We start from the raw sequence: 25,437 nt of genomic DNA on the forward strand, positions 1-25,437 counted from the left end.
GTTAAAGCTTCTTTGAATAACCACGAGGCGTGTAAATCCAGTGTTTTTCACCGTTTACAATATGGCGCGACTCACTGTTACCTACACTGACCATGGTGAACATATCCACATCTTTGGCATCTAACTCACCTAAAGTCGTAAAGGTAATCTCTTCTTCTGGACGCGTTAATTGACGGCCAATCATGACTGGGGTGGAAGCTGGTCGATATTGCAGCAACACATCACGAGCATGATTTAGCTGCCAATCCCGTTTACGTGAGACAGGGTTGTAGAAGGAAATGACGAAATCGCCTGCGCCAGCGGCATGAATACGCTTATCAATGGTTTCCCATGGGGTCAGTAAATCGCTTAAAGACACAGTACAAAAGTCGTGACCAAGCATGGCACCAACGCGACTTGCTCCCGCTTGCATTGCAGAAATACCAGGGATGACCTCGATCTCGACATCCAGCCATTCAGGATGGTTTTCTTTACCTTGAAGTTGCTGATCCAAGAGTTCAAATACCAAGGTAGCCATGGCATAGATGCCGATATCCCCACTGGATATGAGTGCAGTGGTTTTCCCTTGTGCGGCAAGATCAAGCGCTAAACGAGCTCGACCAATTTCTTCTCCGAGAGGTAAATCATGAAAGGTTTTACCCTCACTTAGCTCACCTAATAGCTCTAAGTAATAACCGTAGGCAACCCAATCAGAGCAAGCCGCTAAAGCCTTGGTAGCATTCGGTGCAACTAAACCTAAATCACCAGGCCCCATTCCCATTACAAATAGCTTGCTCATACTCTCACTCTCATTTGATTTTGAAGCGATTATACACTGCCACCAAAGTAAGACGCATGAAATCGACCTGTAAAAAAATGAGGAATGTTCAAGAGGTTAGTTATTTATTTGCAAGGAGTTTGCAGGTGATGGAGCGGTCACCACTATAAATCAAGGTGGCCTTTTGACCTTTATCCCAAAAGCTTAATACATCACCCAAATATAGAGAGCCCGATGCGGAATATGAGCGCTCAAGGATATAAGCGTAGTGATTAATTACGACTCTGGCTTTATCTTGTTCAAATCCCACTGCAACATTTAACCCTTGGCAGTGGTAGTTGAGTAGCCCCTTAGGATCTTCAGCAAAAGAATATGTGGTGAGTAAATTTAACAATATGACGCAAACCCAATGCTGTTTCATGTTGAATCCATTCAATCAATAAGAGTAGTAAGAATATAACTTAACGCTATTTTCCCTTAGATACAAATTAGCCGTTAAACACGACTAATTTGTATCTCTAATTCTTCCATATGCTCATCGGTTAACTTATTGACCCAATGAATAACTTGGCTGCTTCCCTCTTCAGCGGAGCGCATTGAGTCAACAATCTCATTGCGTAATTCAACTTTGCTGCTCCAATCAGTCGACATTTTCGCAATCGCTGCATGAACTGAGTCATGCACTTGCTTATGTGGCTGCTCAAGTTGCTTAAAGGACGAAGACTTAGAAATTTGCAAGTTTCTTGCCTCACCGTAATACCATTTACCCATTCGGCATGAGTGATGATCGACCTTCGCTGCCTTATACTCATTTGACTCTGTCACAGCATTCAGAGCTACATAGCCATTTTGCTTATAAATGACATGATCGAGCTTAATCAGTGAGTGATAAATGACCGTCGCCACGCCATCAACATTAAGCGCTGAAATACGAGAGGATCGGGCAAGTTGATTAAACTGCTGTTCAAATCCTCCAACTAATTCCTGCATATTTGCGCTCAGTTCCTTGGACTCTTCGGTGATACGACTGACTTCACTTACCTGCTGACTCAAAGTAGATAAAACCTGATCCACAGACTCTGCCGTTTCTTTCGTTCTGTTCGCTAACTGCTTGACTTCATCTGCAACGACCGCAAACCCTCGCCCTGCCTCTCCTGCCCGCGCGGCTTCAATCGAAGCATTTAACGCCAATAGATTGGTCTGCTCTGCGATGTCTTTAATAGTTACCAACGATGAAGATACTTTTTCTGAGTCTCGACTTAAGGCTTCAACTACATCGGAGACCTTGATGATGGTTTCGCTTACGGTATGAATCGAATGTCGAATCTGCTCGACTGCGCCAAGGCTGTGCTCAGCGGAACTGGCGTTCTCTGAAGCTTGCTCCCCGATATTTCTAACCTCTTGATCTACTCTCATCAAATCTGATTGTGCTTCACGCAAGTTTCCGATTAAATTTTCAGTATTGAGCTCATGAAGCTTAGAGGACAATTCATTACGGTTGATTAAAGAAACATTCGAATGCATCGCAGCAACGGACTCTTGAACGGCATTGATTGAATGCTTCATATTTCCTGGCAAACCAACTGCGATCGGCCTGCGGTGGAAATCGCCTTTGGCCACAAAAGTAAACGTCGTATCAAGCTCTTTGAAATACGTTTCAATACGATCGAGTAAATCATTCAACTCCCACGCAACAATCCCTAGTTCGCCAAGCCCTTTAGTACTAGTAATACGGTGATGTAACTCCCCTTTTCGACAGGCAGAAATCGTAAATGAAAGTCGATTTAGGGTTTCAACTAAACGTAACCCTTGGAAGATCACTAAGGCAAAGGAACAAGCGATTAAAGTAGAAGCAATAAAATTAAATGTCGTGCTTTTTATGGAAAAATGGTTAATCAACATGGCGACCAATAGTGTTAACACCAATGCCCCAAGCCCAATAAACTGTGTACGCAAAAACGGGATACTGCGACTAATGTGATTTTTTTGCATGGCTTCACTTCCCTTTTTGATACAAGGTAAACATAGCTTCGTTAAACGTTGGGGCCATTGTGTAGACTTGGTCTAACAACCATTCCACAGAACGGTTGATACCTTCATTACCAGGATATTGGCTTTCAATATCTCTCATTTGTTTGTATAAACCCTCACATAAAGACACTGCTGCAGAAGAGGGTTGACGTCTTACTGAAAAATAACCTTGCAGCGCCCCATGCTCATCCAAATCAGCTGTAACATTCGCAAATACCCAATAAAACCCACCGTCTAAACACCGGTTTTTGACAAAGCCAAAAAACTCATCCCCATCTTGCAGCATTTTCCACATTAAGCGGAAAACCCCTCTTGGCATATCTGAATGCCGAATTATATTGTGTGGTTCCCCCAGTAACATTTGCTCAGAGAAACCCGATATATTCATAAAGCTTCGATTCGCGTAGAGAATCTTTCCTTTTTTGTCTGTCTTACTAACAATTAAATCATCATCCTTGAGTTTAACCTCATGGTCTAAATTCTTTGCTTGACCAACTTTCATAACAGGATTCCTCAATCATCCATTGTTAGATACTTAAGCGATAATGCGATTAATTTTACTCTCGTTAGTGAAGGATTAGCTGTCCTAAATCAATTAGGACCTATAAGTTAGTGTTATCTGACATAAATTGTTCGTTTTTGTGCAATGAATTTCCTGTTTTCACTTTGACACTTAACAGGCAATAGTTCTAAAGTATCAAACGTCGCTCAGGCGACTTCGTTCTCGGGGCGGGGTGAAATTCCCCACCGGCGGTAATGAGCGCAATCTCAAAGCCCGCGAGCGCCTTCTTTATTTAGAAGGGACAGCAGATCTGGTGTGAATCCAGAGCCGACGGTTACAGTCCGGAAGATAGAGGACGGCGTAGACAAGATTTACCAATTTAGACTTTGATCGTTTTCAAAGCGGTTAGGCCTTGCCTCCCGTTCGCCCTGATTCAGCATTTTTTTGTGGAATACAACTTTATGAATCAGAGCTCAACGAATTCTCTTACATTTAATCCAGCTACAAAACGAGTGGCTTTTTTACACGCTTCTTGGCACAGCGACATTGTTCTTCAATGTTGGGAAGGCTTCAAGGAAGTCATGTTAAGCCATGGCTACTCAGAAGATAATTTAGAATTGATTGCCGTTCCTGGCGCTTATGAAATTCCTCTTCAGGCTAAGTTACTAGCGAAAACAGGTAACTACCACGCCATTGCAGCAAGTGGCCTTGTTGTAGACGGTGGCATCTACCGTCATGATTTCGTTGCGCAAGCAGTCTGTAACGGCTTAATGCAGGTTCAACTTGAAACGGAAGTACCAGTTCTGACAGCTGTTCTAACGCCGCATAATTTCCATGAGCATGATGAGCACTCAAGCTACTTCAAGCGCCACTTCGTGAAGAAAGGGAAAGAGCTTGCGGAAGCAGCAAACCGTACTATGCTGCTGACCGAGTTAGCCAAAAGCTAATGCAATGAATACATAACAAAGGCAGCTTCGAGCTGCCTTTCATTTTATGTACTACCAAACCAAATTAAATCCAGCTACAACTCCATTACCCAAACGCTCTTCATCGAAACTATCGGATAAAATACCTTCATGATAGTAATGACCAAACACACCTAAATTCTCCATCAATCGCCAATCCAAACCTACTTTCACTGCGAACTCAGTTAGCACATCATTGTTCCAGTCAAAGGAAAGAAAGGTTGGCCGTATGTCTCCGCCGACAGTCCAAGTCAGCTTCTGCGTCAAAGGAACAAAAAGAGCAGCCTTACCACTCAGTCCTGTTCGCTTGTAATCACCATGCTCAGTTCGGCTTAATCCGAGAGTAATGTCCGCACCACGAGGGTCGTCTCCAGTTCCCTCGACACTAAACCCGCGAAAACCTAACAACTGGATTCGAGTGCCTACCCCGTGGTCTAAATCGACCTGCTCGTAGTACAACCCACCAAAACCTGGTCGGTTATTTTCTGGCTTAATCCCAAGCCCTACACCAAACTGAGAGTATTCACTGCCCACACTTCCTTCAAGCAACAAAGTACCAACATTGTTTTCAACGGTTTCCGTGGCTGCTGAAGCCATGGAGGTTGCCAGTGTCAGTCCCAACACACCTAATAGCTGTCTCATATTGTCTCTCTTAAACATCATCCATTTATCAAATCACTCTTCCTGAGTAATTTAGTGCTATAGATTAGGGAGAATCGCCCTACGAAACAAATAAAAAAGCTCGGTTCCCCTGATGCAAGGCAAACCGAGCGATCACTAAACAATTTGTGTTAGGCGTTTAGTGCTTTAAACTCTAAACGTCGAGCATGCAACAGTGGCTCTGTGTAGCCATTTGGCTGCTCTTTTCCTTTGAACACCAAATCACAAGCTGCTTTAAACGCTACTCCGTCAAAATTAGGCGCCATCGCTGTGTAAGCCAAATCTTGCGCATTTTGCTCGTCGACCACTGCCGCCATACGCTTCATTGATGCCATCACCTGCTCTGCACTGCAAATACCATGCTCTAGCCAGTTCGCAATATGCTGTGATGAAATCCGTAGCGTAGCTCGGTCTTCCATAAGACCAACATTATTAATGTCTGGCACCTTAGAACACCCTACTCCTTGATCGATCCAACGAACAACGTAACCCAAGATCCCTTGAGCATTGTTATCCAGTTCAAATTGAATCTGCTCATCTGTTAATGTGGTTGGGTCGTCAACTAATGGGATGTCTAAAATATCATCTAGGCTAGCTCGCTCACGCGTCGCAAGCTCTGCCTGACGTTCACGCACATTCACCGTGTGGTAGTGAGTAGCATGTAACGTTGCACCATTTGGTGAGGGAACCCATGCGGTACTGGCACCAGACATAGGGTGGCCGATTTTTTGCTCAAGCATCGCGGCCATCTCATCAGGCATCGCCCACATTCCTTTACCAATCTGCGCTTTACCCGGCAAACCACATTCAATGCCTACATCAACATTCCAATCTTCATAGGCTTTGATCCAAGCTTGCTGCTTCATAGCGGCCTTCGGTACAAAAGGCCCTGCTAGCATAGAGGTATGGATCTCATCTCCGGTGCGATCAAGGAAACCAGTATTAATAAATACCACTCGCTCTTTCGCTTGGCGTATACATTCTTTTAGGTTTACCGTCGTACGACGCTCTTCATCCATGATACCGACCTTCAAGGTGTTGCGATCCAATCCCAAGGCTTGCTCAATACGACCAAACAATTCAACTGTAAACGCAACTTCCTCAGGACCGTGCATTTTTGGCTTTACAATATTAACGCTGCCAGCACGGCTATTTTTGCGCTTCGTATTGCCTTGTAAGTCATGCATTGCAGCTAACACTGTGATCATGCCATCCATGATACCTTCAGGTACTTCGTTTCCATTTGCATCTAAGATGGCTGGATTCGTCATCAAATGACCGACATTACGAATAAACAAAAGACTGCGGCCATGAAGGCTAAATGACTCTCCAGACTTATCTAGATATTTGCGATCTGGATTCATGGAACGAGTCACCGTTTTCCCGCCTTTATCAAACGACTCCTCAAGGGTACCTTGCATCAAACCAAGCCAGTTGCTGTACACCTCCACCTTATCTTCCGCATCCACAGCCGCAATCGAGTCTTCACAATCCATAATGGTTGATACTGCTGCTTCAACTAAAATATCTTGTACACCAGCTTGATCGTGCTGACCAATAAAGCCATTTGGATCGATCTGGATTTCGAGATGCAGCTCATTATTTTTTAACAGCACTGCAGTAGGGGCATCCGACTTACCTTGATAACCAACGCATTTTTCCGTCTCTTTTAACTGTACTACGTCGCCATTTTTCATGGTCACGGCTAACTCACCGTCAACAATCTGGTATTGCAATGCTTGAGCATGGGAACCACTCACCAATGGCGCAGCTTGGTCTAACAGTTGTCGGCCAAATGCAATCACTCGAGTTCCACGGACTGGATTGTAGCCGCCTGAGCGTTCTGCACCTTCTTCTTCAGGAATTGCATCAGTGCCGTAGAGCGCGTCGTACAAACTACCCCAGCGTGCATTGGCGGCATTTAGAGCGAAACGCGCATTTTTTACAGGCACCACTAACTGAGGACCAGCTTGTAAGGCAATCTCAGCATCTACATTCTTTGTCGATACTTTGAAATCCTCGCCTTCAGGTAATAAATACCCTATTTCTGATAAAAAGTGTTTATATGCTGCGGCATCATGCTGTTGCCCATGACGTGCGCGATGAAAATCATCAATCTGTTGTTGAATTTCATCGCGCTTTGCCAGTAACGCTTTATTTTTAGGCGCTAAGTCCGTGACAATTTCCTCAAAGCGTTGCCAAAAGACCTTTGGATCAATACCCGTTCCTGGTGCGATGCGTTCATTCACTAGTGTAAATAGGCTTGATGCGATCTGTAGACCGCCTTGTTGAACTCGTTCTTTCATAGCGCTTTCCTTTCTTATACCAGCTTACTCGTGCCAGATTATTTATTGTTAATAACTGTACTAAATCACGTCAAATACAGAAAACCACATTCACAAAGTAAATACACATATAAAAACCATGAATAAACTTTTATTTCGAAACTTGATTACCTTTTGGTAAATTTCTTACAAAATGTGCATTTAAAGTGATATGAGACTCACTATGAACCCATTAAAACAAAAAAACACATTCACAAAAAATATGATCACAATAACAAACATAGATTAGATAAATTATAAAAAACATCGCAGACTGAAATGGTGATCAAGAACTGCACGACCGTAGAAAGCGGTGAAGCGACCAAACCATAAAGAGGAATCTGCAATGTCACATTACAAAAACGATATCGACGCAACTGCTACCCTAATCGCTCAGCATGGCTCGCCTTGGGCAGCCATCAACCCTGAATACGCGGCCCGCATGCGTGCTCAGAACCGCTTCAAAACAGGTCTAGATATTGCTCGCTACACAGCAAAAATCATGCGTGCCGACATGGAGCGTTACGATCGTGATCCTAGCCAATACACTCAATCTCTAGGTTGCTGGCACGGTTTCATCGGCCAGCAAAAAATGATCTCCATTAAAAAGCACTTTAACTCTACTGATCGCCGTTACTTGTACCTTTCAGGCTGGATGGTCGCAGCACTGCGCTCTGAGTTTGGTCCACTTCCAGATCAATCAATGCATGAAAAAACATCGGTAGCATCTCTTATTGAAGAGCTGTACACCTTCTTACGCCAAGCCGATGCACGTGAAATGGGCGGTTTGTTCCGCGATATGGATTCCGCTTGCGAAGCCGGTGATGAAGTCAAAGCAGCAGCAATTCAAAAACAAATTGATGAATACCAAACACACATTGTGCCAATCATTGCCGATATTGACGCAGGCTTTGGTAACGAAGAAGCCACTTACCTACTGGCGAAAAAAATGATCGAAGCCGGTGCTTGCTGTATTCAGATTGAGAACCAAGTATCCGACGAAAAACAATGTGGTCACCAAGATGGTAAAGTAACCGTGCCACATGAAGATTTCCTGGCGAAAATCCGTGCAGTGCGATACGCCTTTCTAGAACTTGGTGTCGATGACGGTGTCATCGTTGCCCGCACAGACTCTCTGGGTGCAGGCTTAACCAAGCAAATTGCAGTGTCCTCAAGTGCAGGCGACCTAGGAGCTCAGTACAACGCATTCTTAGACGTTGAAGAAGTGGATATGAATAGCGCGAACGAGAGCGATGTTCTAATGATTCGTGATGGCAAACTGGTTCGACCAAAACGTCTGGCAAGTAACTTGTTCCAATTCCGTAAAGGTTCTGGTGAAGACCGTGTGGTACTAGACTGTATCACTTCTTTGCAAAACGGCGCCGATCTACTTTGGATCGAAACTGAAAAGCCTCACGTTGGCCAAATCAAAGGCATGGTAGATCGCATTCGTGAAGCCGTGCCTAATGCGAAACTTGTGTACAACAACTCGCCTTCTTTCAACTGGACATTAAACTTCCGTCAGCAGGTATTTGATGCATGGCAAGAGGAAGGTCGCAATGTTTCAGCATATGATCGCACTCAACTAATGAGCGTGGAATACGATAACAGTGAACTGGCAAAAGAAGCAGACGCCCGTATTCGTAACTTCCAGGCAGACGCCGCTCGTGAAGCAGGTATCTTCCACCACTTGATCACATTGCCGACTTACCATACAGCTGCCTTGTCTACAGACAACCTAGCGAAAGAGTACTTCGGTGAAGAAGGCATGCTTGGCTACGTTAAGAATGTTCAACGTGAAGAGATTCGCCAGAAGATCGCCTGTGTTCGCCACCAAAACATGGCTGGCTCAGATATGGGCGATGATCACAAAGAATACTTCTCTGGCGATGCTGCCTTAAAAGCGTCTGGTAAAGATAACACGATGAACCAATTCGCTTAACCCGCTTTCTGCGGATGATCAATACTCCACAAGAGTGATCAATTCCCCCCGCGTTGGGCCGCTGTGCGGCCCATTTTTTTAGCGCTTGTCATTTGACCTATTCTCATTCCCAGTTACACTGAAACTTCGCTGTCACGTATTGGTCATTATCTGTACGACAGAATGGTCAAGGGAACTTATTACAAAAATAAACCACCAAGTTTATTCATGATGACAAAGGGGTATTGCAATGACTGATATTTACGACATCAACGTAACGGATATCGACGGAAATGAAACCACGCTTGCGCCCTACTGCGATAAGGTTCTACTTATCGTTAATGTGGCATCTAAATGTGGACTAACACCACAGTACGAAGGACTTCAATCACTGTACGAGCAAACCAAGGACCTTGGTTTTGAGGTACTTGGTTTCCCAGCCAATGATTTCGCGGGACAAGAGCCAGGAACAGAAAATGACATTAAGAGCTTTTGCCAAACAAACTACAATGTCTCCTTCCCAATGTTCAGCAAAATCAAGGTAACTGGTGATAGTAAACATTCACTTTATGACTACCTAACTGAACAAGCTCCGATCGCTGTCAACCGACAAGAGATGGAAGAAAAGCTTAAAGGCTATGACATCACACCTACACCAGAGCCTGAAGTAGTTTGGAACTTTGAAAAGTTCGTTGTAAGTCGTTCAGGGCAAGTATTAGGTCGATTTGCACCAAATACACCTCTTGACGACATCAACTTAATCAACACCATACGCGTTGCACTAGCAAACGGGTAAAAATCAAAAGATCATGTTTTTACGTAAAACATGATCTTAATCCAACCGCTTCCCTCCAAAGTACCCTAAAATCTGATTGCTTTTGTCAACTATGGTATTGATGTCGGTGCAACCTCTACTAAATCAGCTCTATCTTTGGAGGATTCAATGAAATTGGAACGTACGTGGATAAGTCCGATAATGGCGGGCGGCTTTCTATTAATAGCTGTAACAGGTGTAGTTTTATTCTTCCATGTCTCAACTAGCTTTGCTAAATGGTCACATGAGTGGCTAGGAATGGCCCTAATTATTTTTGCTATTGCACACGCAATACTCAATTGGCGTCCACTAAAACTGCAAATCACAACAAAAATAGGGGCTGCCCTTTTCATCCTTTTAAGTATAACGACTATTGCATCCCTCATTCCATTTGGTGATAGCTCAGGTTCAGCGCCACCTTTTATTGCGCCAATTAATGCTTTATCAAACCAACCTATAGCGGTGTTGGCTGAGCTCTCGCATCATAGTGAACAGGAAGTGATGGAAATACTCTCTTCACAAGGGATTGTTGCTAGTAGCAGTACCCAAACACTTTCTGAATTAACTGAAGGAAACACAGGGCGAAATATGGGGGCACTTGGAAAAGTATTTCAGTCCAATTAGGCATTTGTTTTATCTGTTGTGCCAAATAACTGGCAATGATCATAACGAAGCATCAAATTCTGTTTCTGACGCTTCGTTAATCCTTGAAAAACCATTTCATAAGAATGGTCCACCATTCGGCTAACTTCTCCGATGGGTAGGGAGCCATCTAAAAATACACTGTTCCAATGCTTTTTGTTCATATGATAACCAGGCTTCACCGCATCGAAGATACTGCGTAGTTCGATTGCATGATTTGGTTCACATTTAAGATTTACACGAACACAGCCATCCACCTCAGTAAACAGTGCAAACATTTTACCATGTACTTTGTAAACCAGCGCATCTGGACCAAAGGGATACTCAGAAACCGCTTCCGGCTTTGATTCCACATACTCAATCAGTGCTTCATAAAATGACATTCATTTCCCCTCTGCGACCTTTCCATGACCACAGCATCTTCTCCATAACCTGATGAAACGATTTGTGGTATTGGACAGAAGCCAAATTGTTGCCAATAGCTAACACTGCCTTGTACAGCCACTAAACGGAATGAGTTCAAGCTAATCTTAGTAGAGCTTTGATAAAGCTGCTTGACTAGGCTTGGTCCAATCCCCATTCCTTGAGCTTGATTCGACACTGCTAAATCATGAAGAAAAACATACTCACAACCCATTTCGTTCGGTAATGGAGCGTCTAATTTCGGTAATAAATCCCCTGCCCAAGTGTGCGCCAGCAAATAAGCACGGATCGTGCCTTCTTGCTCATAAACAAAACAAAGATCGGGTGAATGGCGCCATTTACCTTGCAACACATTTAACGCTTCTGGCGTAATTTCCTGATAAGCCTCTTCTTGAATTTCCATAATCGCAGGCCAATCAGTTTGATTTATTAAGCGAATCATTTTCATTACCCCCAAATCCAATCTTGCCACATCGATAAACTCGATAAACATAGAGCTAGATCAATACAATTCATAGACAAACAATCATACACTGCCAGTACGTGTACTTTTTTTGCACATTCTATACTATCGAAGAGGCTAATAGTCTATGCACCAATACATATCTGTACGTTGGAAAATTCTACTGCCAATGGCAGGCATACTATTTTTAATTATTGCTGCATTGAATCTATATTCTTCTCATCAACAAAAAGATCAGTTATTAGATCTCACTGAACACCAGTTACTTGATATAGCAAATGGCTACATGGATAGCATGAATGCGTTGATGTTCACGGGCGCCATGGCAAGCCGAGAAATTCTACGAGATAAAATTTCCCAACGTGAAGGCATTGCCAGCGTTCGTATGTTGCGCGGAGAAGCCGTTAGTAATATTTATGGACCAGGTTTTGATCATGAAAAACCACAAGATGATTTAGACCGGAAAGGATTGGCTGGAGAAACCATCATTGATGTTAGTGAAGTTGATGGTGAACGACATATCACTTTAATCCTCCCTTTTGAAGCGACACAAGATCGACACGGTACCAATTGCTTAACCTGCCACCCTGTTGCAGAAGGAACTATTCTTGGTGCAGCTCGCATTACCTATTCAATGGCACAGCGAGATCAAAATATTGAGAGCGCCATCATCAAAAATTCTACAATTAATTTTATTGCGATTTTGGTTGGGCTCATGGTGATATATATGATCATGCTTAAAGTTCTGATTCAGCCCTTAAATCGCCTGAAAGACACCATGGCTATTATTGGAGAAAATGCTGACTTAAGACCCAGAATAACTCTTGGGGCAAATGATGAATTTCGCATGGTAGGTCAAGCAACTAATAATATGCTTGACCGCTTCCAACCAACTATACATAGCCTAACGAAAACCATGGATAATTTGAGTGAATCTGCAGACCAATTAGCAGAGGTGACTCGAGAAACAAGCCAAGGTGTCGACAAACAAAAGAATGAAAGCGAACTGTTGGCCCAATCTATCCAAGAACTCTCGAATGCCGCAGAAGAGGTTGCTCGCAATGCTGCAAATGCCGAAATAAGTGCTAGCGATACTAAAGAGTTAGCGGACGGCGGTAAGAGCATGGTACTTCACGTGGCTAAAACAAACGCTGAATTAGCCCAAAAAGTTGACGCCGCAACAGATGTTGTGAAGAAGTTAGCAGAAGGCGCTCAAGGAATTGGACGCGTTTCTCAAGAAATCAGTGACATAGCTGAGCAGACAAACCTTTTAGCTCTCAATGCTGCAATTGAAGCAGCGCGCGCAGGAGAACAGGGCCGTGGATTTGCAGTCGTTGCAGATGAGGTTCGAAGCTTGGCAAGCAGAACACAACTTTCGACAGAAGAGATACGTAACATTATTGAAAGTCTCTCAAAAATTTCTAATCAAGCTGTAGAAGCAATGGAAATTAGTAAAGCCCAAGCCGACGATAGCGTTGATGACGCAAACAAGGCAGCACATGCCCTTGAAGATATAGCTTTAAGTGTCGACCAAATACGTGAAATGAACACGATGATTGCCGCTGCTGCCTCAGAACAAAGTGCGGTGGTTAATGAAATAAACAATAATATTCACGCTATCAGCGCTATCTCTGAGCAAACTGGTGCAGGGTCCCATAAAATCCTGCGTCAAAGCGAAGATATCGCGAATATATCTCAGTCTCTTGATCAGACCATTAACCAGTTTAAATCCTAGTTTTAGCTTGGCTCATGCTTTCAAAGCGTGAGCCATATTGGTTTATATAAAGAACCCATAGTGCACCTATTGCCCAACCAGCAATAACGTCAGTGGGCCAATGCACGCCAAGCATTATTCTGCTGACGCCAACCAACACGGCACTGACAATAGCAATCAGAATAAATATTCGCCTTGCCCTAGCAAAAGCCCAACCGTGTGACAATACGACAGCCATCCCCAGAAAGCATATCATCGACATACTGGCATGCCCTGAAGGAAAGCTAGGCGAGTAAACTTCAATCAAATGTGGGACAAGGTCTGGTCTGGGTCGTTCAAATACATACTTCAATCCCATACTGAGGACAACGCCGCCAACAGTCATCATTAGTATTTTCGTCGCTTCCAATCGTTGCTGAGAGAACCACAAAATAGCTGAAAGGCTGACCATGATGTACAACAATACCCAGTTACTCCCCAATGCCGTGATGTCTCTGACGATTACGGGTAACCAATGTGGACCAATAAGATTTAAAGAATCGTTTCTAAATAGCAATAAACCCGCTTGATCAAACACACCAGGTTGCCCTAGAGAAAACCAAGTGCTAATAAGCGCAACGGCACCCAACATTAAGTAAGCAATACGAATTATCAATTTGCCTTCCTTCTTTTGGCAAAAGTTTTGTAATAATACGTCAATATACCTGCCTTCATTGTTAAAGGGGGTGTTTACGCGTAGTTTCCACCTTCTTTTTACGCTCTAGATCGTTATTCAACTTTATTTGCTTAAGAATTATTTTAAGGACTCGTCATGCAAGCTTATCAATGGGGCGTTTTTGCTCTTGCTTTGGGTGCCTTCGGCATCGGCACCACAGAGTTTTTCCCCATGGGCCTGCTACCAACGATTGCTGAAGGCGTCGATGTTTCTATACCAACAGCAGGCTTGCTAATAAGTGCCTATGCTGTTGGTGTCATGTTTGGCGCACCACTTGTCACGTTATATATGACTCGCTTTAGCCATAAAGCCTCATTGATCGCACTGATGGCTGTATTCTTTGTCGGCAATTTACTGTCAGCAGTTTCATTTGACTACACCACCTTGCTGGTGTCTCGTGTTGTCACTAGCATGTCTCACGGTGCTTTCTTTGGTATTGGTGCTCTCGTTGCTATGAAGCTTGCGCCAGTCGGTAAGCAAGGATCTGCCGTGGCGTCTATGTTTTTAGGGCTGACTATTGCCAACATCATTGGTGTCCCAATTGCTACATGGTTAGGGCAAAGCATTCATTGGCGTATCGCTTTTGCCGCCACCTCCGCACTTGGTTTGGTAGCTATGATCGGCCTGTTGCGCACATTGCCTCATATGGAAACACCAACCCGTCCGAACGTAAAACAAGAACTGCAAGCGATTATGCAGCCTGCAGCATTGAGAACATTCTTCACCACCATTTTGTGCGCAGGGTCGATGTTTACCCTTTACACTTACGTGACCCCTATTCTTCAAACGCTTGCAAAAATTCCAGAGACCAACATTGCCTACTTGCTGATGATTGCTGGTATTGGCTTCACCATCGGTAATTTCGCGAGTGGTAGGTTGGCAGATCGCTCGCCTGATTTATCACTTACCGTTGCACTGATTGGACAAGTCATTATTTTGCTTTCTTTTAGTTTCATCACCGTCAACATGGTCACAGCGATTGTCACTGTGTTCATTTGGGGAATTGTGAACTTCATGATTGGCCCACCATTACAAATGAAAGTGATGACCATTGCTGACAAAGCGCCTGGCCTAGCTTCTTCTATCAATATTGGTGCATTCAACCTAGGTAATGCGTTGGGCGCGGCGCTAGGTGGTGCAGTGATTACCGTAGGCTTAGGTTATGCTTGGATTCCTGCTACCGCAGCAGTGTTATCCCTATCGGCTCTGATTTTGCTTGGTATCAACCGTAAACTTGTAGCAAGACAAGCACAATCATAACAAGGAAGAGTTTCATGGAATTGCTTATATCGATGATGTTAGAAGCCGGTAAATCTGGCTTGAACATGGCATTGTATATTTTGCTTCCCATCATGGTCATCATGCTGGCATTGATGAAGCTCTTAGACGCTAAAGGGGTTCTGACATGGTTGTGTAACAAGGTCGCCCCACTTTCGACCCTATTTGGCATTCCTGGCTTAGGGGTCTTTGCTGCGCTCAAGCTCACATTTGTGAGCTTTGCCGCACCGATAGCTTCCCTGAGCATTATGGACAGCCAGCGCTTTAACAGGCGCCATATTGCAGCAACATTAGCCATGATCTTCACCATGTCTCAAGGCAACGCTACTTTTCCAATGTTGGCTTTAGGGTTAAATCTGCCTGTCTTGCTGATCAGCTCAGTTGTTGGCGGTTTAGCGTCCGCAGCGTTTACCTATTTCATATTAACAAAACGCCTCGATCAAACGACTGATGAGTCGGCCAATGAAGTCATATCAGCGCCGACACAAAGCAAGTCTAAAACCGTAGTTGAAATCTTGGCTGAAGGTGGTCAAGAAGGGATGAAGATCGCTTTTAATATGATCCCTATGCTTATCCTTGCGCTATTTCTTGTAAGAGTATTGCAGGAAATAGGCTTCATTGATTTACTTACCAGTCTGCTTGGTCCTGTGCTTGCATTTATACACCTACCTGAAACAGCCGTCTTACCTTTAGTGACGAAATACATCGCTGGCGGCACTGCCTACATGGGTATTATGTTCGATATGATTCAGGCAGGATCCATCAGTGTTCGTGAGATGAATATGATGGCAGGGTTTGCCACGAACCCTTTTGATGTAGCCGGTCTTGCCATCTTTGCCGCTGCAGGAAAGCGCGTCAGTTCGGTTATTCGCTATGCTGCCTACGGCTGTTTACTTGGCATTGTCATTCGGGGTGTTATCCATATTGTGATCTTCTACTGATGTAGAAGATCCCCCCTTTTAAGCAAACCAACTTGTATTACCTATTCACTCTAAAAGCCTAAATCGCTGCTTAATTCGTTGTAGTTGATAAAGATTGAGTAAGTCAACCATGTTCAATTGCCTAGCAAGCTAGGTAAATCCATAATACCTAGCATGCTAACTAAATCAGGAAGCTCAAATGGAGCAAAACATAGGTTGGAACTTAAGTCGTGCTGCACTGAGCTGGCGCCACGTGGTCGATCTCTACATGTCAGATCTCGGCTTCACACAATCTCGTTGGATTGCAATGCTACATTTAAAGCGAATAGGAGAAGGCTGCACTCAAAGCGAGCTAGCCAACAACATTGGCATAGAACAACCCTCTTTAATCCGCACGTTAAATCAGCTTTGCGAGGCAGGCTACTTGCAACGTAAAGAGTCTGAACACGACGCTCGCTGCAAGACACTTTGGCTCACAAGTAAAGGCAAAGAAGTCTTACAGGAAATGCAAACGATAGCGGATCAAGGCCGCCTTGCATTACTAGATGGACTGAGTGAAGAGCAGCGCAAACTATTAAATGATGCCTTACTTAGCATTATTACAAACGCGCAGAAAATGAGTAGTAAACACTAACATGACACCTGATCTACACTTTAATCGATGGATGAAGCGCTCCATTGTACTTTTTTTGGTCATCTTCGCTTATCTAGTGATTGCCGACACCACGATTCCAATGACCAGTTACTCAACCGTTCAGCGACCCGTTCTCACCATTGCGCCACAAGTATCGGGGAAAGTGACTGAAGTTGCCGTCCATAACAACCAAGAAGTTAAGCGTGGTGATGTGCTGTTTCGACTCGAAGACACTGACTATAAAATCGCCTTAGAGAAAGCAGAGCTGAGCTTGCAACAGGCCTATCAGAACAACGCTACATTAAAAGCAAACATCGCTGAAGCTAAGGCCGAATGGGCCGTTGCCAACGTCGCATTGCAAGAAAGTGAAAGAGAGCTCAAACGTTTAAAATCACTGCAAACGCAACATCTAGTCAGTGAACAGCAAGTAGATCAAGCCACGGCTCAAGTCGCGTCTAACAAAGCAAACCTTCACGCCATCGATGCACGTAAAAACGCCATTGCCATTGCATTAGGTGACGACGAGAGTAATAACATAGCGGTGAACAATGCTCGAAGCGCCGTTGCTGATGCACAACTTAATCTTTCGCGCACAACGATTCTGGCGCCACAAAATGGCGTCATTTCCAATATGCAATTGGTTCCAGGCATGGTCACCCAAAGCGGCCAGTCTCTTTTGTCTTTAGTTATCAGTGGACAAGATCGTATTACGGCAGATTTTCGAGAAAAAAGTATCGCCAGTGTTACACCAGGAACCCCAGCGCTGATCGTCTACGATGCCTTTCCTGGAAAATTGTTTGAAGGCGTTTTAACCAGCCGAGACTCCGGTATTTCTCAAGGACAAAACACTGCAAATGGTATTCTCGCAACCCCAGATGACAGTGACCGCTGGGTCAGAGATGCACAGCGTATTCGCGTGTATGTTAACCAAACAGGTCAAATCCCCGCATCATTAGTCAGTGGTTCTAAAGCAACCGTCATGGTGGAATCAAGCGACTCTAGCTTGCTACGCTTAATTGGCCATGTACAAATGCGCATCGTAAGCTGGCTTCACTATGTTTACTGAGATGAAACCTACGGAGAAAAAGCGCTTACTTCGTATTGCGTTTGGCACCACCATTGGCTTTTCTGTGTGTAAAATCATGGATTGGCCTTATGGCGTTTTCTTTACTGTTTTTCCTATGTTGCTATTGGGCATGGTGCCGACATTTAACCGCACATTAGCATTAGAGTTCATCGTAGGTGCAGTGATTAGCGCCCTTGAGATGTGGGTACTACAAACGTTTTTAAAGCCTTTCCCATTTGCCATGCTACTCGCGGTTTTCTTTATTTTTGGCTACCACTTTCGCTTTATGCTCACTAGCCGCTACTTCCTAATGTGGGCCTCAGGGTTGATCACGCTTTCCACTTTATTGAATTTTGGCAGCTACGACGCAGGACAAGCGACGGACATGGTCGTTGCAACGGTATTAGCGGCCCTAATTTCTGTAGTGAGTGCCTACCTTTTATATTGGCTCATTCCCGACACTGAGCCCTTTCAAGGCTCACCACCTGTAAAACCTTCCGCTTCTCAAATTAACCATAGGACGATTCTAGGGGCTTTACTGGCAACGATTTCTTTTGCCGTGTTTCAAATTGCAGACTTAAAAGACTCGCTTTCAGCGCAAGTCGCGACGATGCTTATTCTCTTCCCCATGACGTATCAAGGCTCTGTTATAAGCGCTAAAAAACGAGCGAAAGGTGTGGCCTACGGATGTGTTTTAGCACTGTGTGCGCAAGTTTTATTGTATGACCTAATCTCTCACTTTCTTCTAGTCACTCTATCTTTGTTTATGACTGTAATGATTACAGCCTACTTTCATCTAGTAGAACGCTCTGGATCAGGTATTGGCTTTGGCGCCTTAACAACCATTGGGATACTGTACGGCCAGTATTTAACGCCACAGGGAGATATTCTCTTTAGTGCTTTATATCGGTTTAGTTCTGTTCTGGTAGCAATGTTTTGTGTACTTATCGCGGCTTATCTCTTAGATAACTGGCTTAACCGCTATAAATGGACTCAGAACACACCATAATTGTCTACTTATCAAACAATCGCCGCACTCACTCCTAGTGCGGCGCCGCCCTTTACATAACCCCTTCTCTTCATAACAAACCACAACATTATTCACTTCGACATTGATGAATAATGTTTCTATGCTAATAACTTATTTGATTACTAATAATTTGATGTGTAAATTAATAGACAAAATAATTAAAAATCTTACCTATTTTTAAAATATCTCAAAGGAACTAGACATGATCAGAAAAGCATTAATCACTTCTGCTGGAGCACTGTTTGCTTGCTCCTCATTCGCTGCTGACTGCGGTAAGGTCACCATCGCTGATATGAACTGGAACTCAGCGACACTCATGGCAAACGTAGATAAGTTCATCTTAGAGCATGGTTTCGATTGTGATGCAGAAGTGGTACCGGGTGATACGATGCCAACGGGTACTTCTATGATTGAGAAAGGAGAACCGGACATTGCACCAGAGTTGTGGACCAACTCTATGAAAGCAGCTTTAGATCGTGGCGTTGAGGAAGGTCGTCTAAAAATTGCAGTCAAATCGTTATCTGATGGCGGTGAAGAAGGTTTTTGGGTACCACAATATATGGTTGATGAAGCACCTGAGCTGGCAACCATCGAAGGTGTCATTAAACATGCAAAAGAATTCCAACATCCTGAAGATCCTTCTAAATCAGGTATGTACGGCTGCCCAGCTGGCTGGAACTGTCAAATAACTGCACGTAACTTATTCAATGCTTTGAATCTAGACGAAGCAGGATTTGAACTTATTGATCCAGGCTCAGGTGCCGGCCTATCTGGTTCCATTGCACGTGCATATGAGCGTCAAGAGCCTTGGTTCGGCTATTACTGGGCTCCTACCGCCATTCTAGGTAAGTATAATATGGTTAAAGTTGATTTTGGCAGTGGCGTTGATGAACAGCATTACTTGGATTGTATTTCGAAAGATACTTGTCTAGAGCCAAAAGTAACCATGTATCCCCCTTCCCCTGTTTATACTGTCACAACGTCTGAATTTGCAAGCCGTGCTCCTGAAGCTTATTCATATATTGAGAGCCGATCTTTCACAAATGATGAAATGAATGGTCTATTGGCGTGGATGGAAGATAACCAAGCCGATGGCGCCTATGCGGCGGAAAACTTTATGTTTGAGCATGAAGACATTTGGTCTCAATGGGTTAGCGCTGACGTTAAAGCCAAATTGATGACTGCACTAGACAACTTGTAAACCTTACTTTGACTAAACATAAGGGACAGAGTTTTTCTGTTCCTTATCTTGCTTAACGAGTACATCTCTTATGGCTGACGCTTCCTGGTTAACTGAATTTCCAGATATGAGTCGTCGCGATTTATTGACGATTCGAAAAACTTTAGATGGTGCTTATCGTGACTTTTCTCGCGAATACGGCGATACCATCGAATCCCTTTTTGACCCATTATTAAACTTCCTAGTTTGGTTTGAACACCTTCTCATTGAAACTCCTTGGTGGATTATCCTCGCTGCCGTGACTGGAATCGTTTTTTTAGCAACCCGTTCCTGGAAGCTAAGTGTTGGCGTAATTATTTCCATGTTGCTAATTGGCTACTTCGGTATGTGGGAGGATACTATGCGTACCCTTAGCATCATCACCGTTTGTACCTTGATGTCGATTATTTTAGGTATACCAATTGGCATATTAATGTCTCGCTCAGATAGAGCTCAGTCGATTGTTACGCCACTGCTAGATGTCATGCAAACCATGCCTGCATTCGTGTACTTAATTCCAGTAGTCATGTTGCTCGGTATTGGCAAAATACCGGGAGTGATTGCAGTCGTCATCTATGCGATTCCTCCTGTTATTCGATTAACCAACTTGGGAATTCGACTTGTTAGTAAAGAAACTTTAGAAGCGGCTACGGCTTACGGAGCGACACCTACGCAACGCTTATTCGGAGTACAGTTACCCCTAGCTATGCCAACCATTATGGCGGGTATTAACCAAACTATCATGATGGCCTTAGCAATGGTCGTGATTGCCTCCATGATCGGTGTAAAAGGGCTTGGACAGCCTGTTCTAAAATCTATCACTAACCAATATTTCACTTTAGGTTTATTAAATGGTCTCGCGATTGTAGCACTTGCCATCATGTTTGATAGGGTTTCACAAAGCTATGCAAAACGAAGTCAACGACATTTAGAAGGGCGAGAAAATGGATGAACAAACTCTAATTCAAATTGAAGGTTTGTATCAGATCTTTGGCCCAGATGCTGAACAAGTTCTTCCCAAAGTCAAGGCTGGAGCAAGCAAAGATGATGTGTTAGCTGAAACAGGTCACACCGTTGGTCTACGCGATATCAATCTCACCATCGATCGTGGAGAAATATTCGTCATCATGGGGTTATCTGGATCTGGAAAATCCACGTTAATCAGACATTTTAACCGCCTAATAGATCCTACTGCTGGTAAGATTAAAGTAAATGGCGACGACATTATGCAGCTTTCGATGAAAGACCTAACTGACTTCAGGCGACATAAAATGTCTATGGTGTTTCAACACTTTGGTCTCTTTCCACACAGAACGGTAGTTGAAAATGTTGGCTATGGATTATCTGTTAAAGGACAAAAGAAAAGTGAGTGGGAGGGCCAAGCTAAAGAGTGGTTAGAAACTGTTGGTCTAGCAGGATATGAAGAGCAGTACCCTTCTCAGTTATCAGGTGGCCAGCAACAGCGTGTAGGCCTTGCGCGAGCTCTTTGTACCGATGCTGAGATTCTGTTAATGGACGAAGCATTTTCAGCACTTGATCCTCTCATTAGATATGACATGCAAAGTCAGTTAATTGAGCTTCAAGAAACGCTTCACAAGACAATCATCTTTATCACCCATGATCTAGACGAAGCACTCAGATTAGGTGATCGTATTGCTGTTCTCAAGGATGGTAAATTAGTTCAAGTTGGTAAACCAGTTGATATCATATTGAATCCAGCTGATGACTACGTCAGAGCATTCGCAAAAGACGTTAACCGAGCTAGAGCGTTATTCGTTAAAAATGTTATGTCGCCTGCACTACCGGTTTATGCATCGGACAGTTTAGATGAGCTGGAAGGATTGATTGATGAGCATGGTGTTGCCTACAGAATAACAGACGAAGGAATGTTTGAAGCATGTACAGAGGTAAGCCCTAATAGTGGTGCTGTTTGGCTACCTGTTCATAGTTTAAGTCGCAACCAACTACTACAAGATATTCTGCCGACAATGCTAGAAAGCAGCCAACCACTGCCAGTTATCGATAAGAATAAGGAGTTGTGTGGTTACCTAAGCCACAAAGCGCTAGCAAAAATGCTTCAGCTGCCAAACCAGCTCAACGTCGCGTAAGCACTTCCTGAGTCACTTTTAAAGTGGCTCAGGAAAGTTAATAATCGCTTGTCCGTCTTCCCAAGGCTCATACTTTTTCATGACTACTTTGAAGCAATCACTATCAAGAAAGGTATTAAGCCACTTTTTTAGATGTGAATATTCACTCCCCTCAAACCACTTGCGGTTTACTCCAGCAAATTGGCGTATAAAGGGAAAGACTGCGATATCAGCCAATGTCAGAACGTCTCCCAGCAAATATTCAGAAGATGATAACCGCTTATTCAAACGTTTCAGAAAGCGCTCGCCTTTTGCCCGGTAAAATTCTTCGGAACATTCTGGATGGCGGTCTGCATATTTATATCGATCTAGCCATTGCTTAAAGCAATGATCATTAAAGCGTATCCAGGCTAATATCTTAGCTTGTTTTCCAGCATCTCTTGGCCATAACTGCTCTGCAGACTTTGTATCGATAGTGTTCTCAAGCGTCCAAAACATTATGTCTAAGCTTTCAGGAAAACGTTGTTCACCATCTATTAGCTGAGGAACGGTTGAACGGCCACCTAACTGAAGCAAAGCTTCTGGTTTACTTTTAAGCACTACTTCACGGAGTTCAACAGTTATTCCAAGTGTTACTAACGCATAGCGAGCTCTCATTGCATAAGGACAACGGCGAAAGCTGTATAAAGTTGCAGGCAAGAGTCTCTCCGAGATCAATGAATTATAAAAACTAATATAAATATACAGGTTTAGACGATATAAGCTTTACTAGTTTCTCTACTGGTAAACCAATACGACTTATGTCTGTCCAGTTACGACACCTTATCTATTGATTAGGTAACAATGTTCATAGAATGCGTAAATTGTACAGGAATATCACAACACAGAGGATTACCCTATGAAGAAATTTAAGAAGTTCTTTTCAGCAATTGCTTTCGCTCTCCCTTTGGCAGCCCAAGCTCAAACCGTCGACCTAACAACAATGAATTGGCCACCATTTTATGGCGACAGCCTAGATCGTGGTGGTTTCATTACTGCAATTGTTGATGAAGCTCTATCAGAATCTGGCTATGACACAACAATGGAATTCACTGCTTGGCAAACAGCTCTAGACACCGTTAAAAGTGGCGAGAAAGATGCAATTGTAGGTGGTTACTACTCTGAAGCACGTGCGCAAGAATATTACTTCTCTATTCCAATCTACACCGTACTAGCGGGTCTAATCAAAAAACCAGACTTTCCACTTAACAATTACGACTCGTTTGAAGCACTTAACGCATACAGTATTGGCAAACTAAAAGGCTCAGTTATTGGTGAGTCTTTTGATAACTTCCCATTCAACGACCTACGTGAATACCCTGAAGTTTCAGATGCCGTAAAAGCATTGAATTCAGGCGAGCTTGCTTTGTATGCGGACAGCTTGGCTGTAGCAAAAGAAGCTGCAAAAGCAGAAGGTATTGACGGTTCTCAACTACAAATCCTTCTTCCACCACTTGAAGAAAACGACCTATACCTATTGATCTCTAAGTCTATTCCAAACGCTGAAGAGATCCGCGATGCATTTAACAAAGGTTTAATCGCAATCCAAAGTTCTGGTCGCTACGATGAGATCCTAGCGGAATTCAACCAGCAGTAACACTTCAAACCTGTTCATCGAAACTGGGCGAGAGTATGCTAATAAGGCTCATAGGATTTTCCCTATGAGCCTTATTTTCAGATACATCATATGGAGCAAGGAATGTTCTCTCCAAGTACAATCACACTGGTCGCTAACCCACCTCGACTCAGTGATTATGATATTGAGCGCAAAGAATATGCCCTGAAAGACAAAGATCATTACCACAAGAAGCTAAAAAAAGCTCAAGACCTAATGCTTCAAGTACAGCAAGCTTATTACCATCAAGGCAAACGTGCGATCATTGTTTTCCAAGGCTGGGATGCCGCCGGTAAAGGCGGTGCGATTAGAAGAGTCACAGAGAAACTCGACCCGCGCGGCTATCGAGTGCATCCAATCGCATCACCAACAAAAGACGAGCAAGGCAGACATTACCTATATCGATTTCAAACGCGCTTACCTAAGCCTGGTTCCATCGCTATCTTTGACCGCTCTTGGTATGAGCGAGTATTGGTTGAACGTATTGAGGCGTTTGCTTCTCCAAACGAGTGGCAACGTGCTTACCAAGAAATCAATGAGTTTGAACGCATGCTAACGGATGATGGTGTACGCATTATCAAGATATTTATGCATATCTCTAAAGGTGAGCAATTAAAGCGCTTTGAAGAACGTCTCAATAACCCAATGAAGCAATGGAAACTGACCGAAGAAGATATTCGTAACCGTGCAAAATGGGATGACTACGAAGGTGCAACAGATGAGATGTTCCAACGTACTTCTACTATTTCAGCACCTTGGACGATCATTCCAGGTAATAAAAAGTGGTTTGCTCGTATAGAAGTACTTAACACTGTAATCGAGGCGCTATCAAAAGAAGTGGATTTAAGCCCGCCACCCGTTGATCCAGCCGTTGTCAAAGCTGCCCGTAAGCAGTTAGGCATAGAAATAAATGAACAATAGAAACTATAAAGGGCCACTAGGGCCCTTATAGATCTTTACCACATCAAATCATCAGGGATTTGGAATTCAGCATAAGGATCGTCTTCATCCACCTCTTCCACTTTAGAAGATGTATTCAATACTAGAATCATATCAGGCTCTTTCTCTTGAACCTTTTCAGCAATGCCTTTAGGGATGATCTCATATTGACCTTCAAGCTTAGCGATCGCTAGACGACCTTCAGACAAATCTTTATGCATTTTTTCAGACACATAAAGCTTTTTAACTTTCTTATCGTCCGTGAAATTATAGGCGATCTCACCGTCTTCTTTTACAACACGGTTTTGAATAATAATTTGACGAATCTGACCAAGAATGGCTTTGTACTCAATTTCAGCCTGACGCTTTAAATTCAGCTCTTTATCACGCGCTGCTTTCTCTTCTTTCTGACGCTTCAGCTCAGCTTGACGAGCTTCCTCTGCCGAATTGTCCAGCTGACCTTTCTTCATTTTTTGCTTGGTCTGCAGTTTCTCAGCCTTGATCTTCTTAGCCTTTTTCTTATCAACAATACCAGCTCCTAAAAGCTGTTCTTGTAAGGACTTAGCCATGTAAAACCTCTAGTAAACGCATATCAATAAACTGTTCGCATTATAACGTTTTTGTAAGGCAATGCCCTGCTCTTTTTAGCTTAGGACCCCCTTTGCACATGGCTGAGCCC

26 protein-coding genes, 1 pseudogene and 1 riboswitch are annotated in these 25,437 nt (G+C 43.6%); of the genes and pseudogenes, 15 read left to right on the forward strand and 12 right to left on the reverse strand.

The window, feature by feature from the left end; genetic code table 11:
• Position 1: 1 nt before the first annotated feature.
• The 5 genes and pseudogenes from cobJ to JHD44_RS11880 all read right to left on the reverse strand — a co-directional run bounded on the left by cobJ (position 2) and on the right by JHD44_RS11880 (position 3,290).
• On the reverse strand, positions 2 to 778 hold the full coding sequence (cobJ, locus tag JHD44_RS11865; protein WP_133560675.1) for a precorrin-3B C(17)-methyltransferase: 777 nt from the start codon (positions 776 to 778) through the stop codon (positions 2 to 4).
• Between the two features lie 100 nt (positions 779 to 878).
• Positions 879 to 1,178, reverse strand: coding sequence for an MliC family protein (locus JHD44_RS11870; protein WP_199462957.1), 300 nt, complete (start codon positions 1,176 to 1,178; stop codon positions 879 to 881).
• Between the two features lie 74 nt (positions 1,179 to 1,252).
• A complete protein-coding gene (locus JHD44_RS19235; RefSeq protein ID WP_418903731.1) occupies positions 1,253 to 1,747 on the reverse strand; it encodes a CZB domain-containing protein in 495 nt (164 codons plus the stop codon).
• Positions 1,748 to 1,753: 6 nt separating this feature from the next.
• Positions 1,754 to 2,749, reverse strand: a pseudogene (locus tag JHD44_RS11875) (methyl-accepting chemotaxis protein); the annotation flags it as partial.
• A gap of 4 nt (positions 2,750 to 2,753) precedes the next feature.
• The gene (locus JHD44_RS11880) at positions 2,754 to 3,290 is read right to left on the reverse strand and encodes a PAS domain-containing protein (RefSeq protein WP_199462959.1); all 537 of its coding nucleotides are present in this window, start codon (positions 3,288 to 3,290) and stop codon (positions 2,754 to 2,756) included.
• 214 nt (positions 3,291 to 3,504) lie between these two features.
• Positions 3,505 to 3,651, forward strand: a riboswitch (FMN riboswitch).
• Between the two features lie 100 nt (positions 3,652 to 3,751).
• On the opposite strand from JHD44_RS11880, the gene JHD44_RS11885 reads away from it, so the two are divergent.
• Positions 3,752 to 4,237, forward strand: coding sequence for a 6,7-dimethyl-8-ribityllumazine synthase (locus JHD44_RS11885; RefSeq protein WP_199462960.1), 486 nt, complete (start codon positions 3,752 to 3,754; stop codon positions 4,235 to 4,237).
• Between the two features lie 51 nt (positions 4,238 to 4,288).
• On the opposite strand, the gene JHD44_RS11890 is transcribed toward JHD44_RS11885, so the two are convergent.
• Positions 4,289 to 4,897 (reverse strand): hypothetical protein, encoded by a 609-nt coding sequence (locus tag JHD44_RS11890; RefSeq protein ID WP_199462961.1) that lies wholly within the window; start codon positions 4,895 to 4,897, stop codon positions 4,289 to 4,291.
• 149 nt (positions 4,898 to 5,046) lie between these two features.
• Entirely contained in the window at positions 5,047 to 7,221 is a 2,175-nt protein-coding gene (locus JHD44_RS11895; RefSeq protein WP_199462962.1) for a malate synthase G, read from the reverse strand.
• 364 nt (positions 7,222 to 7,585) lie between these two features.
• Between JHD44_RS11895 and JHD44_RS11900 the strand changes: the two genes are divergently transcribed.
• The 3 genes from JHD44_RS11900 (at position 7,586) to JHD44_RS11910 (ending at position 10,598) form a co-directional block, all read left to right on the forward strand.
• Complete coding sequence (locus JHD44_RS11900; RefSeq protein WP_199462963.1) at positions 7,586 to 9,181, forward strand: isocitrate lyase; 1,596 nt, start codon at positions 7,586 to 7,588, stop codon at positions 9,179 to 9,181.
• A 229-nt stretch (positions 9,182 to 9,410) separates the two neighbouring features.
• The gene (locus tag JHD44_RS11905; protein WP_199462964.1) at positions 9,411 to 9,956 is read left to right on the forward strand and encodes a glutathione peroxidase; all 546 of its coding nucleotides are present in this window, start codon (positions 9,411 to 9,413) and stop codon (positions 9,954 to 9,956) included.
• Between the two features lie 147 nt (positions 9,957 to 10,103).
• A complete protein-coding gene (locus JHD44_RS11910) occupies positions 10,104 to 10,598 on the forward strand; it encodes a DUF4405 domain-containing protein (RefSeq protein WP_199462965.1) in 495 nt (164 codons plus the stop codon).
• Here the strand turns inward: JHD44_RS11910 and JHD44_RS11915 are convergent.
• Both JHD44_RS11915 and JHD44_RS11920 read right to left on the reverse strand, forming a co-directional pair.
• Entirely contained in the window at positions 10,595 to 10,999 is a 405-nt protein-coding gene (locus JHD44_RS11915; RefSeq protein ID WP_199462966.1) for an MmcQ/YjbR family DNA-binding protein, read from the reverse strand. The two genes, JHD44_RS11910 and JHD44_RS11915, sit on opposite strands and share 4 nt — an antisense overlap.
• Positions 10,978 to 11,532, reverse strand: a complete 555-nt coding sequence (locus tag JHD44_RS11920; protein WP_199462967.1) for a GNAT family N-acetyltransferase — start codon at positions 11,530 to 11,532, stop codon at positions 10,978 to 10,980. The genes JHD44_RS11915 and JHD44_RS11920 overlap by 22 nt, the downstream gene beginning before the upstream one ends.
• A gap of 97 nt (positions 11,533 to 11,629) precedes the next feature.
• Here JHD44_RS11920 and JHD44_RS11925 point away from each other — a divergent pair, with 97 nt between their 5' ends.
• Complete coding sequence (locus JHD44_RS11925; RefSeq protein ID WP_199462968.1) at positions 11,630 to 13,237, forward strand: methyl-accepting chemotaxis protein; 1,608 nt, start codon at positions 11,630 to 11,632, stop codon at positions 13,235 to 13,237.
• Here the strand turns inward: JHD44_RS11925 and JHD44_RS11930 are convergent.
• On the reverse strand, positions 13,227 to 13,871 hold the full coding sequence (locus tag JHD44_RS11930) for a phosphatase PAP2 family protein (protein ID WP_199462969.1): 645 nt from the start codon (positions 13,869 to 13,871) through the stop codon (positions 13,227 to 13,229). The two genes, JHD44_RS11925 and JHD44_RS11930, sit on opposite strands and share 11 nt — an antisense overlap.
• Before the next feature lie 156 nt (positions 13,872 to 14,027).
• On the opposite strand from JHD44_RS11930, the gene JHD44_RS11935 reads away from it, so the two are divergent.
• From JHD44_RS11935 to JHD44_RS11970, 8 genes are all read left to right on the forward strand, one after another.
• Positions 14,028 to 15,191, forward strand: coding sequence for an MFS transporter (locus JHD44_RS11935; RefSeq protein WP_199462970.1), 1,164 nt, complete (start codon positions 14,028 to 14,030; stop codon positions 15,189 to 15,191).
• 14 nt (positions 15,192 to 15,205) lie between these two features.
• Positions 15,206 to 16,150, forward strand: a complete 945-nt coding sequence (locus JHD44_RS11940) for a nucleoside recognition family protein (RefSeq protein ID WP_199462971.1) — start codon at positions 15,206 to 15,208, stop codon at positions 16,148 to 16,150.
• 178 nt (positions 16,151 to 16,328) lie between these two features.
• Positions 16,329 to 16,763, forward strand: coding sequence for a MarR family transcriptional regulator (locus tag JHD44_RS11945; RefSeq protein ID WP_199462972.1), 435 nt, complete (start codon positions 16,329 to 16,331; stop codon positions 16,761 to 16,763).
• A 1-nt stretch (position 16,764) separates the two neighbouring features.
• The gene (locus tag JHD44_RS11950) at positions 16,765 to 17,829 is read left to right on the forward strand and encodes an HlyD family secretion protein (RefSeq protein WP_199462973.1); all 1,065 of its coding nucleotides are present in this window, start codon (positions 16,765 to 16,767) and stop codon (positions 17,827 to 17,829) included.
• Complete coding sequence (locus JHD44_RS11955) at positions 17,819 to 18,838, forward strand: DUF2955 domain-containing protein (RefSeq protein ID WP_199462974.1); 1,020 nt, start codon at positions 17,819 to 17,821, stop codon at positions 18,836 to 18,838. Before JHD44_RS11950 ends, JHD44_RS11955 begins: the two co-directional genes overlap by 11 nt.
• A 223-nt stretch (positions 18,839 to 19,061) precedes the next feature.
• Positions 19,062 to 20,060: an ABC transporter substrate-binding protein gene (locus JHD44_RS11960; protein ID WP_199462975.1), complete on the forward strand. Its 999-nt coding sequence runs from the start codon at positions 19,062 to 19,064 to the stop codon at positions 20,058 to 20,060.
• Positions 20,061 to 20,130: 70 nt separating this feature from the next.
• Positions 20,131 to 21,030 (forward strand): ABC transporter permease, encoded by a 900-nt coding sequence (locus JHD44_RS11965; RefSeq protein ID WP_199462976.1) that lies wholly within the window; start codon positions 20,131 to 20,133, stop codon positions 21,028 to 21,030.
• Positions 21,023 to 22,186: a quaternary amine ABC transporter ATP-binding protein gene (locus tag JHD44_RS11970; protein ID WP_199462977.1), complete on the forward strand. Its 1,164-nt coding sequence runs from the start codon at positions 21,023 to 21,025 to the stop codon at positions 22,184 to 22,186. Before JHD44_RS11965 ends, JHD44_RS11970 begins: the two co-directional genes overlap by 8 nt.
• A gap of 18 nt (positions 22,187 to 22,204) precedes the next feature.
• On the opposite strand, the gene JHD44_RS11975 is transcribed toward JHD44_RS11970, so the two are convergent.
• Positions 22,205 to 22,864 carry a glutathione S-transferase gene (locus JHD44_RS11975; protein WP_199462978.1) on the reverse strand — a complete coding sequence of 220 codons (660 nt, stop codon included), beginning with the start codon at positions 22,862 to 22,864 and terminating at the stop codon, positions 22,205 to 22,207.
• 199 nt (positions 22,865 to 23,063) lie between these two features.
• Here JHD44_RS11975 and JHD44_RS11980 point away from each other — a divergent pair, with 199 nt between their 5' ends.
• Entirely contained in the window at positions 23,064 to 23,801 is a 738-nt protein-coding gene (locus tag JHD44_RS11980; RefSeq protein WP_199462979.1) for a substrate-binding periplasmic protein, read from the forward strand.
• Between the two features lie 102 nt (positions 23,802 to 23,903).
• A complete protein-coding gene (locus JHD44_RS11985) occupies positions 23,904 to 24,740 on the forward strand; it encodes a polyphosphate kinase 2 family protein (RefSeq protein WP_199462980.1) in 837 nt (278 codons plus the stop codon).
• A gap of 35 nt (positions 24,741 to 24,775) precedes the next feature.
• Here the strand turns inward: JHD44_RS11985 and JHD44_RS11990 are convergent, their stop codons facing one another.
• Positions 24,776 to 25,327 carry a DUF2058 domain-containing protein gene (locus JHD44_RS11990; RefSeq protein WP_199462981.1) on the reverse strand — a complete coding sequence of 184 codons (552 nt, stop codon included), beginning with the start codon at positions 25,325 to 25,327 and terminating at the stop codon, positions 24,776 to 24,778.
• Positions 25,328 to 25,437 lie beyond the last annotated feature (110 nt).

This window comes from Marinomonas ostreistagni, from assembly GCF_016461785.1.
Classification (GTDB): Bacteria; Pseudomonadota; Gammaproteobacteria; order Pseudomonadales; family Marinomonadaceae; genus Marinomonas; species Marinomonas ostreistagni_A.

What these genes read in the sequence shown, in the direction of transcription:
- JHD44_RS11885 (WP_199462960.1), top strand. Translation starts at nt 3,752, where the DNA reads ATGAATCAGAGCTCAACGAATTCTCTTACATTTAATCCAGCTACAAAA.
- JHD44_RS11870 (WP_199462957.1), bottom strand. Translation starts at nt 1,178, where the DNA reads ATGAAACAGCATTGGGTTTGCGTCATATTGTTAAATTTACTCACCACA.
- JHD44_RS11945 (WP_199462972.1), top strand. Translation starts at nt 16,329, where the DNA reads ATGGAGCAAAACATAGGTTGGAACTTAAGTCGTGCTGCACTGAGCTGG.
- JHD44_RS11960 (WP_199462975.1), top strand. Translation starts at nt 19,062, where the DNA reads ATGATCAGAAAAGCATTAATCACTTCTGCTGGAGCACTGTTTGCTTGC.
- JHD44_RS11895 (WP_199462962.1), bottom strand. Translation starts at nt 7,221, where the DNA reads ATGAAAGAACGAGTTCAACAAGGCGGTCTACAGATCGCATCAAGCCTA.
- JHD44_RS11935 (WP_199462970.1), top strand. Translation starts at nt 14,028, where the DNA reads ATGCAAGCTTATCAATGGGGCGTTTTTGCTCTTGCTTTGGGTGCCTTC.
- JHD44_RS11970 (WP_199462977.1), top strand. Translation starts at nt 21,023, where the DNA reads ATGGATGAACAAACTCTAATTCAAATTGAAGGTTTGTATCAGATCTTT.
- JHD44_RS11905 (WP_199462964.1), top strand. Translation starts at nt 9,411, where the DNA reads ATGACTGATATTTACGACATCAACGTAACGGATATCGACGGAAATGAA.
- JHD44_RS19235 (WP_418903731.1), bottom strand. Translation starts at nt 1,747, where the DNA reads ATGCAGGAATTAGTTGGAGGATTTGAACAGCAGTTTAATCAACTTGCC.
- JHD44_RS11915 (WP_199462966.1), bottom strand. Translation starts at nt 10,999, where the DNA reads ATGTCATTTTATGAAGCACTGATTGAGTATGTGGAATCAAAGCCGGAA.
- JHD44_RS11890 (WP_199462961.1), bottom strand. Translation starts at nt 4,897, where the DNA reads ATGAGACAGCTATTAGGTGTGTTGGGACTGACACTGGCAACCTCCATG.
- JHD44_RS11880 (WP_199462959.1), bottom strand. Translation starts at nt 3,290, where the DNA reads ATGAAAGTTGGTCAAGCAAAGAATTTAGACCATGAGGTTAAACTCAAG.
- JHD44_RS11985 (WP_199462980.1), top strand. Translation starts at nt 23,904, where the DNA reads ATGTTCTCTCCAAGTACAATCACACTGGTCGCTAACCCACCTCGACTC.
- JHD44_RS11920 (WP_199462967.1), bottom strand. Translation starts at nt 11,532, where the DNA reads ATGTTTATCGAGTTTATCGATGTGGCAAGATTGGATTTGGGGGTAATG.
- JHD44_RS11900 (WP_199462963.1), top strand. Translation starts at nt 7,586, where the DNA reads ATGTCACATTACAAAAACGATATCGACGCAACTGCTACCCTAATCGCT.
- JHD44_RS11955 (WP_199462974.1), top strand. Translation starts at nt 17,819, where the DNA reads ATGTTTACTGAGATGAAACCTACGGAGAAAAAGCGCTTACTTCGTATT.
- JHD44_RS11925 (WP_199462968.1), top strand. Translation starts at nt 11,630, where the DNA reads ATGCACCAATACATATCTGTACGTTGGAAAATTCTACTGCCAATGGCA.
- JHD44_RS11980 (WP_199462979.1), top strand. Translation starts at nt 23,064, where the DNA reads ATGAAGAAATTTAAGAAGTTCTTTTCAGCAATTGCTTTCGCTCTCCCT.
- JHD44_RS11910 (WP_199462965.1), top strand. Translation starts at nt 10,104, where the DNA reads ATGAAATTGGAACGTACGTGGATAAGTCCGATAATGGCGGGCGGCTTT.
- JHD44_RS11940 (WP_199462971.1), top strand. Translation starts at nt 15,206, where the DNA reads ATGGAATTGCTTATATCGATGATGTTAGAAGCCGGTAAATCTGGCTTG.
- JHD44_RS11990 (WP_199462981.1), bottom strand. Translation starts at nt 25,327, where the DNA reads ATGGCTAAGTCCTTACAAGAACAGCTTTTAGGAGCTGGTATTGTTGAT.
- JHD44_RS11950 (WP_199462973.1), top strand. Translation starts at nt 16,765, where the DNA reads ATGACACCTGATCTACACTTTAATCGATGGATGAAGCGCTCCATTGTA.
- JHD44_RS11965 (WP_199462976.1), top strand. Translation starts at nt 20,131, where the DNA reads ATGGCTGACGCTTCCTGGTTAACTGAATTTCCAGATATGAGTCGTCGC.
- cobJ (WP_133560675.1), bottom strand. Translation starts at nt 778, where the DNA reads ATGAGCAAGCTATTTGTAATGGGAATGGGGCCTGGTGATTTAGGTTTA.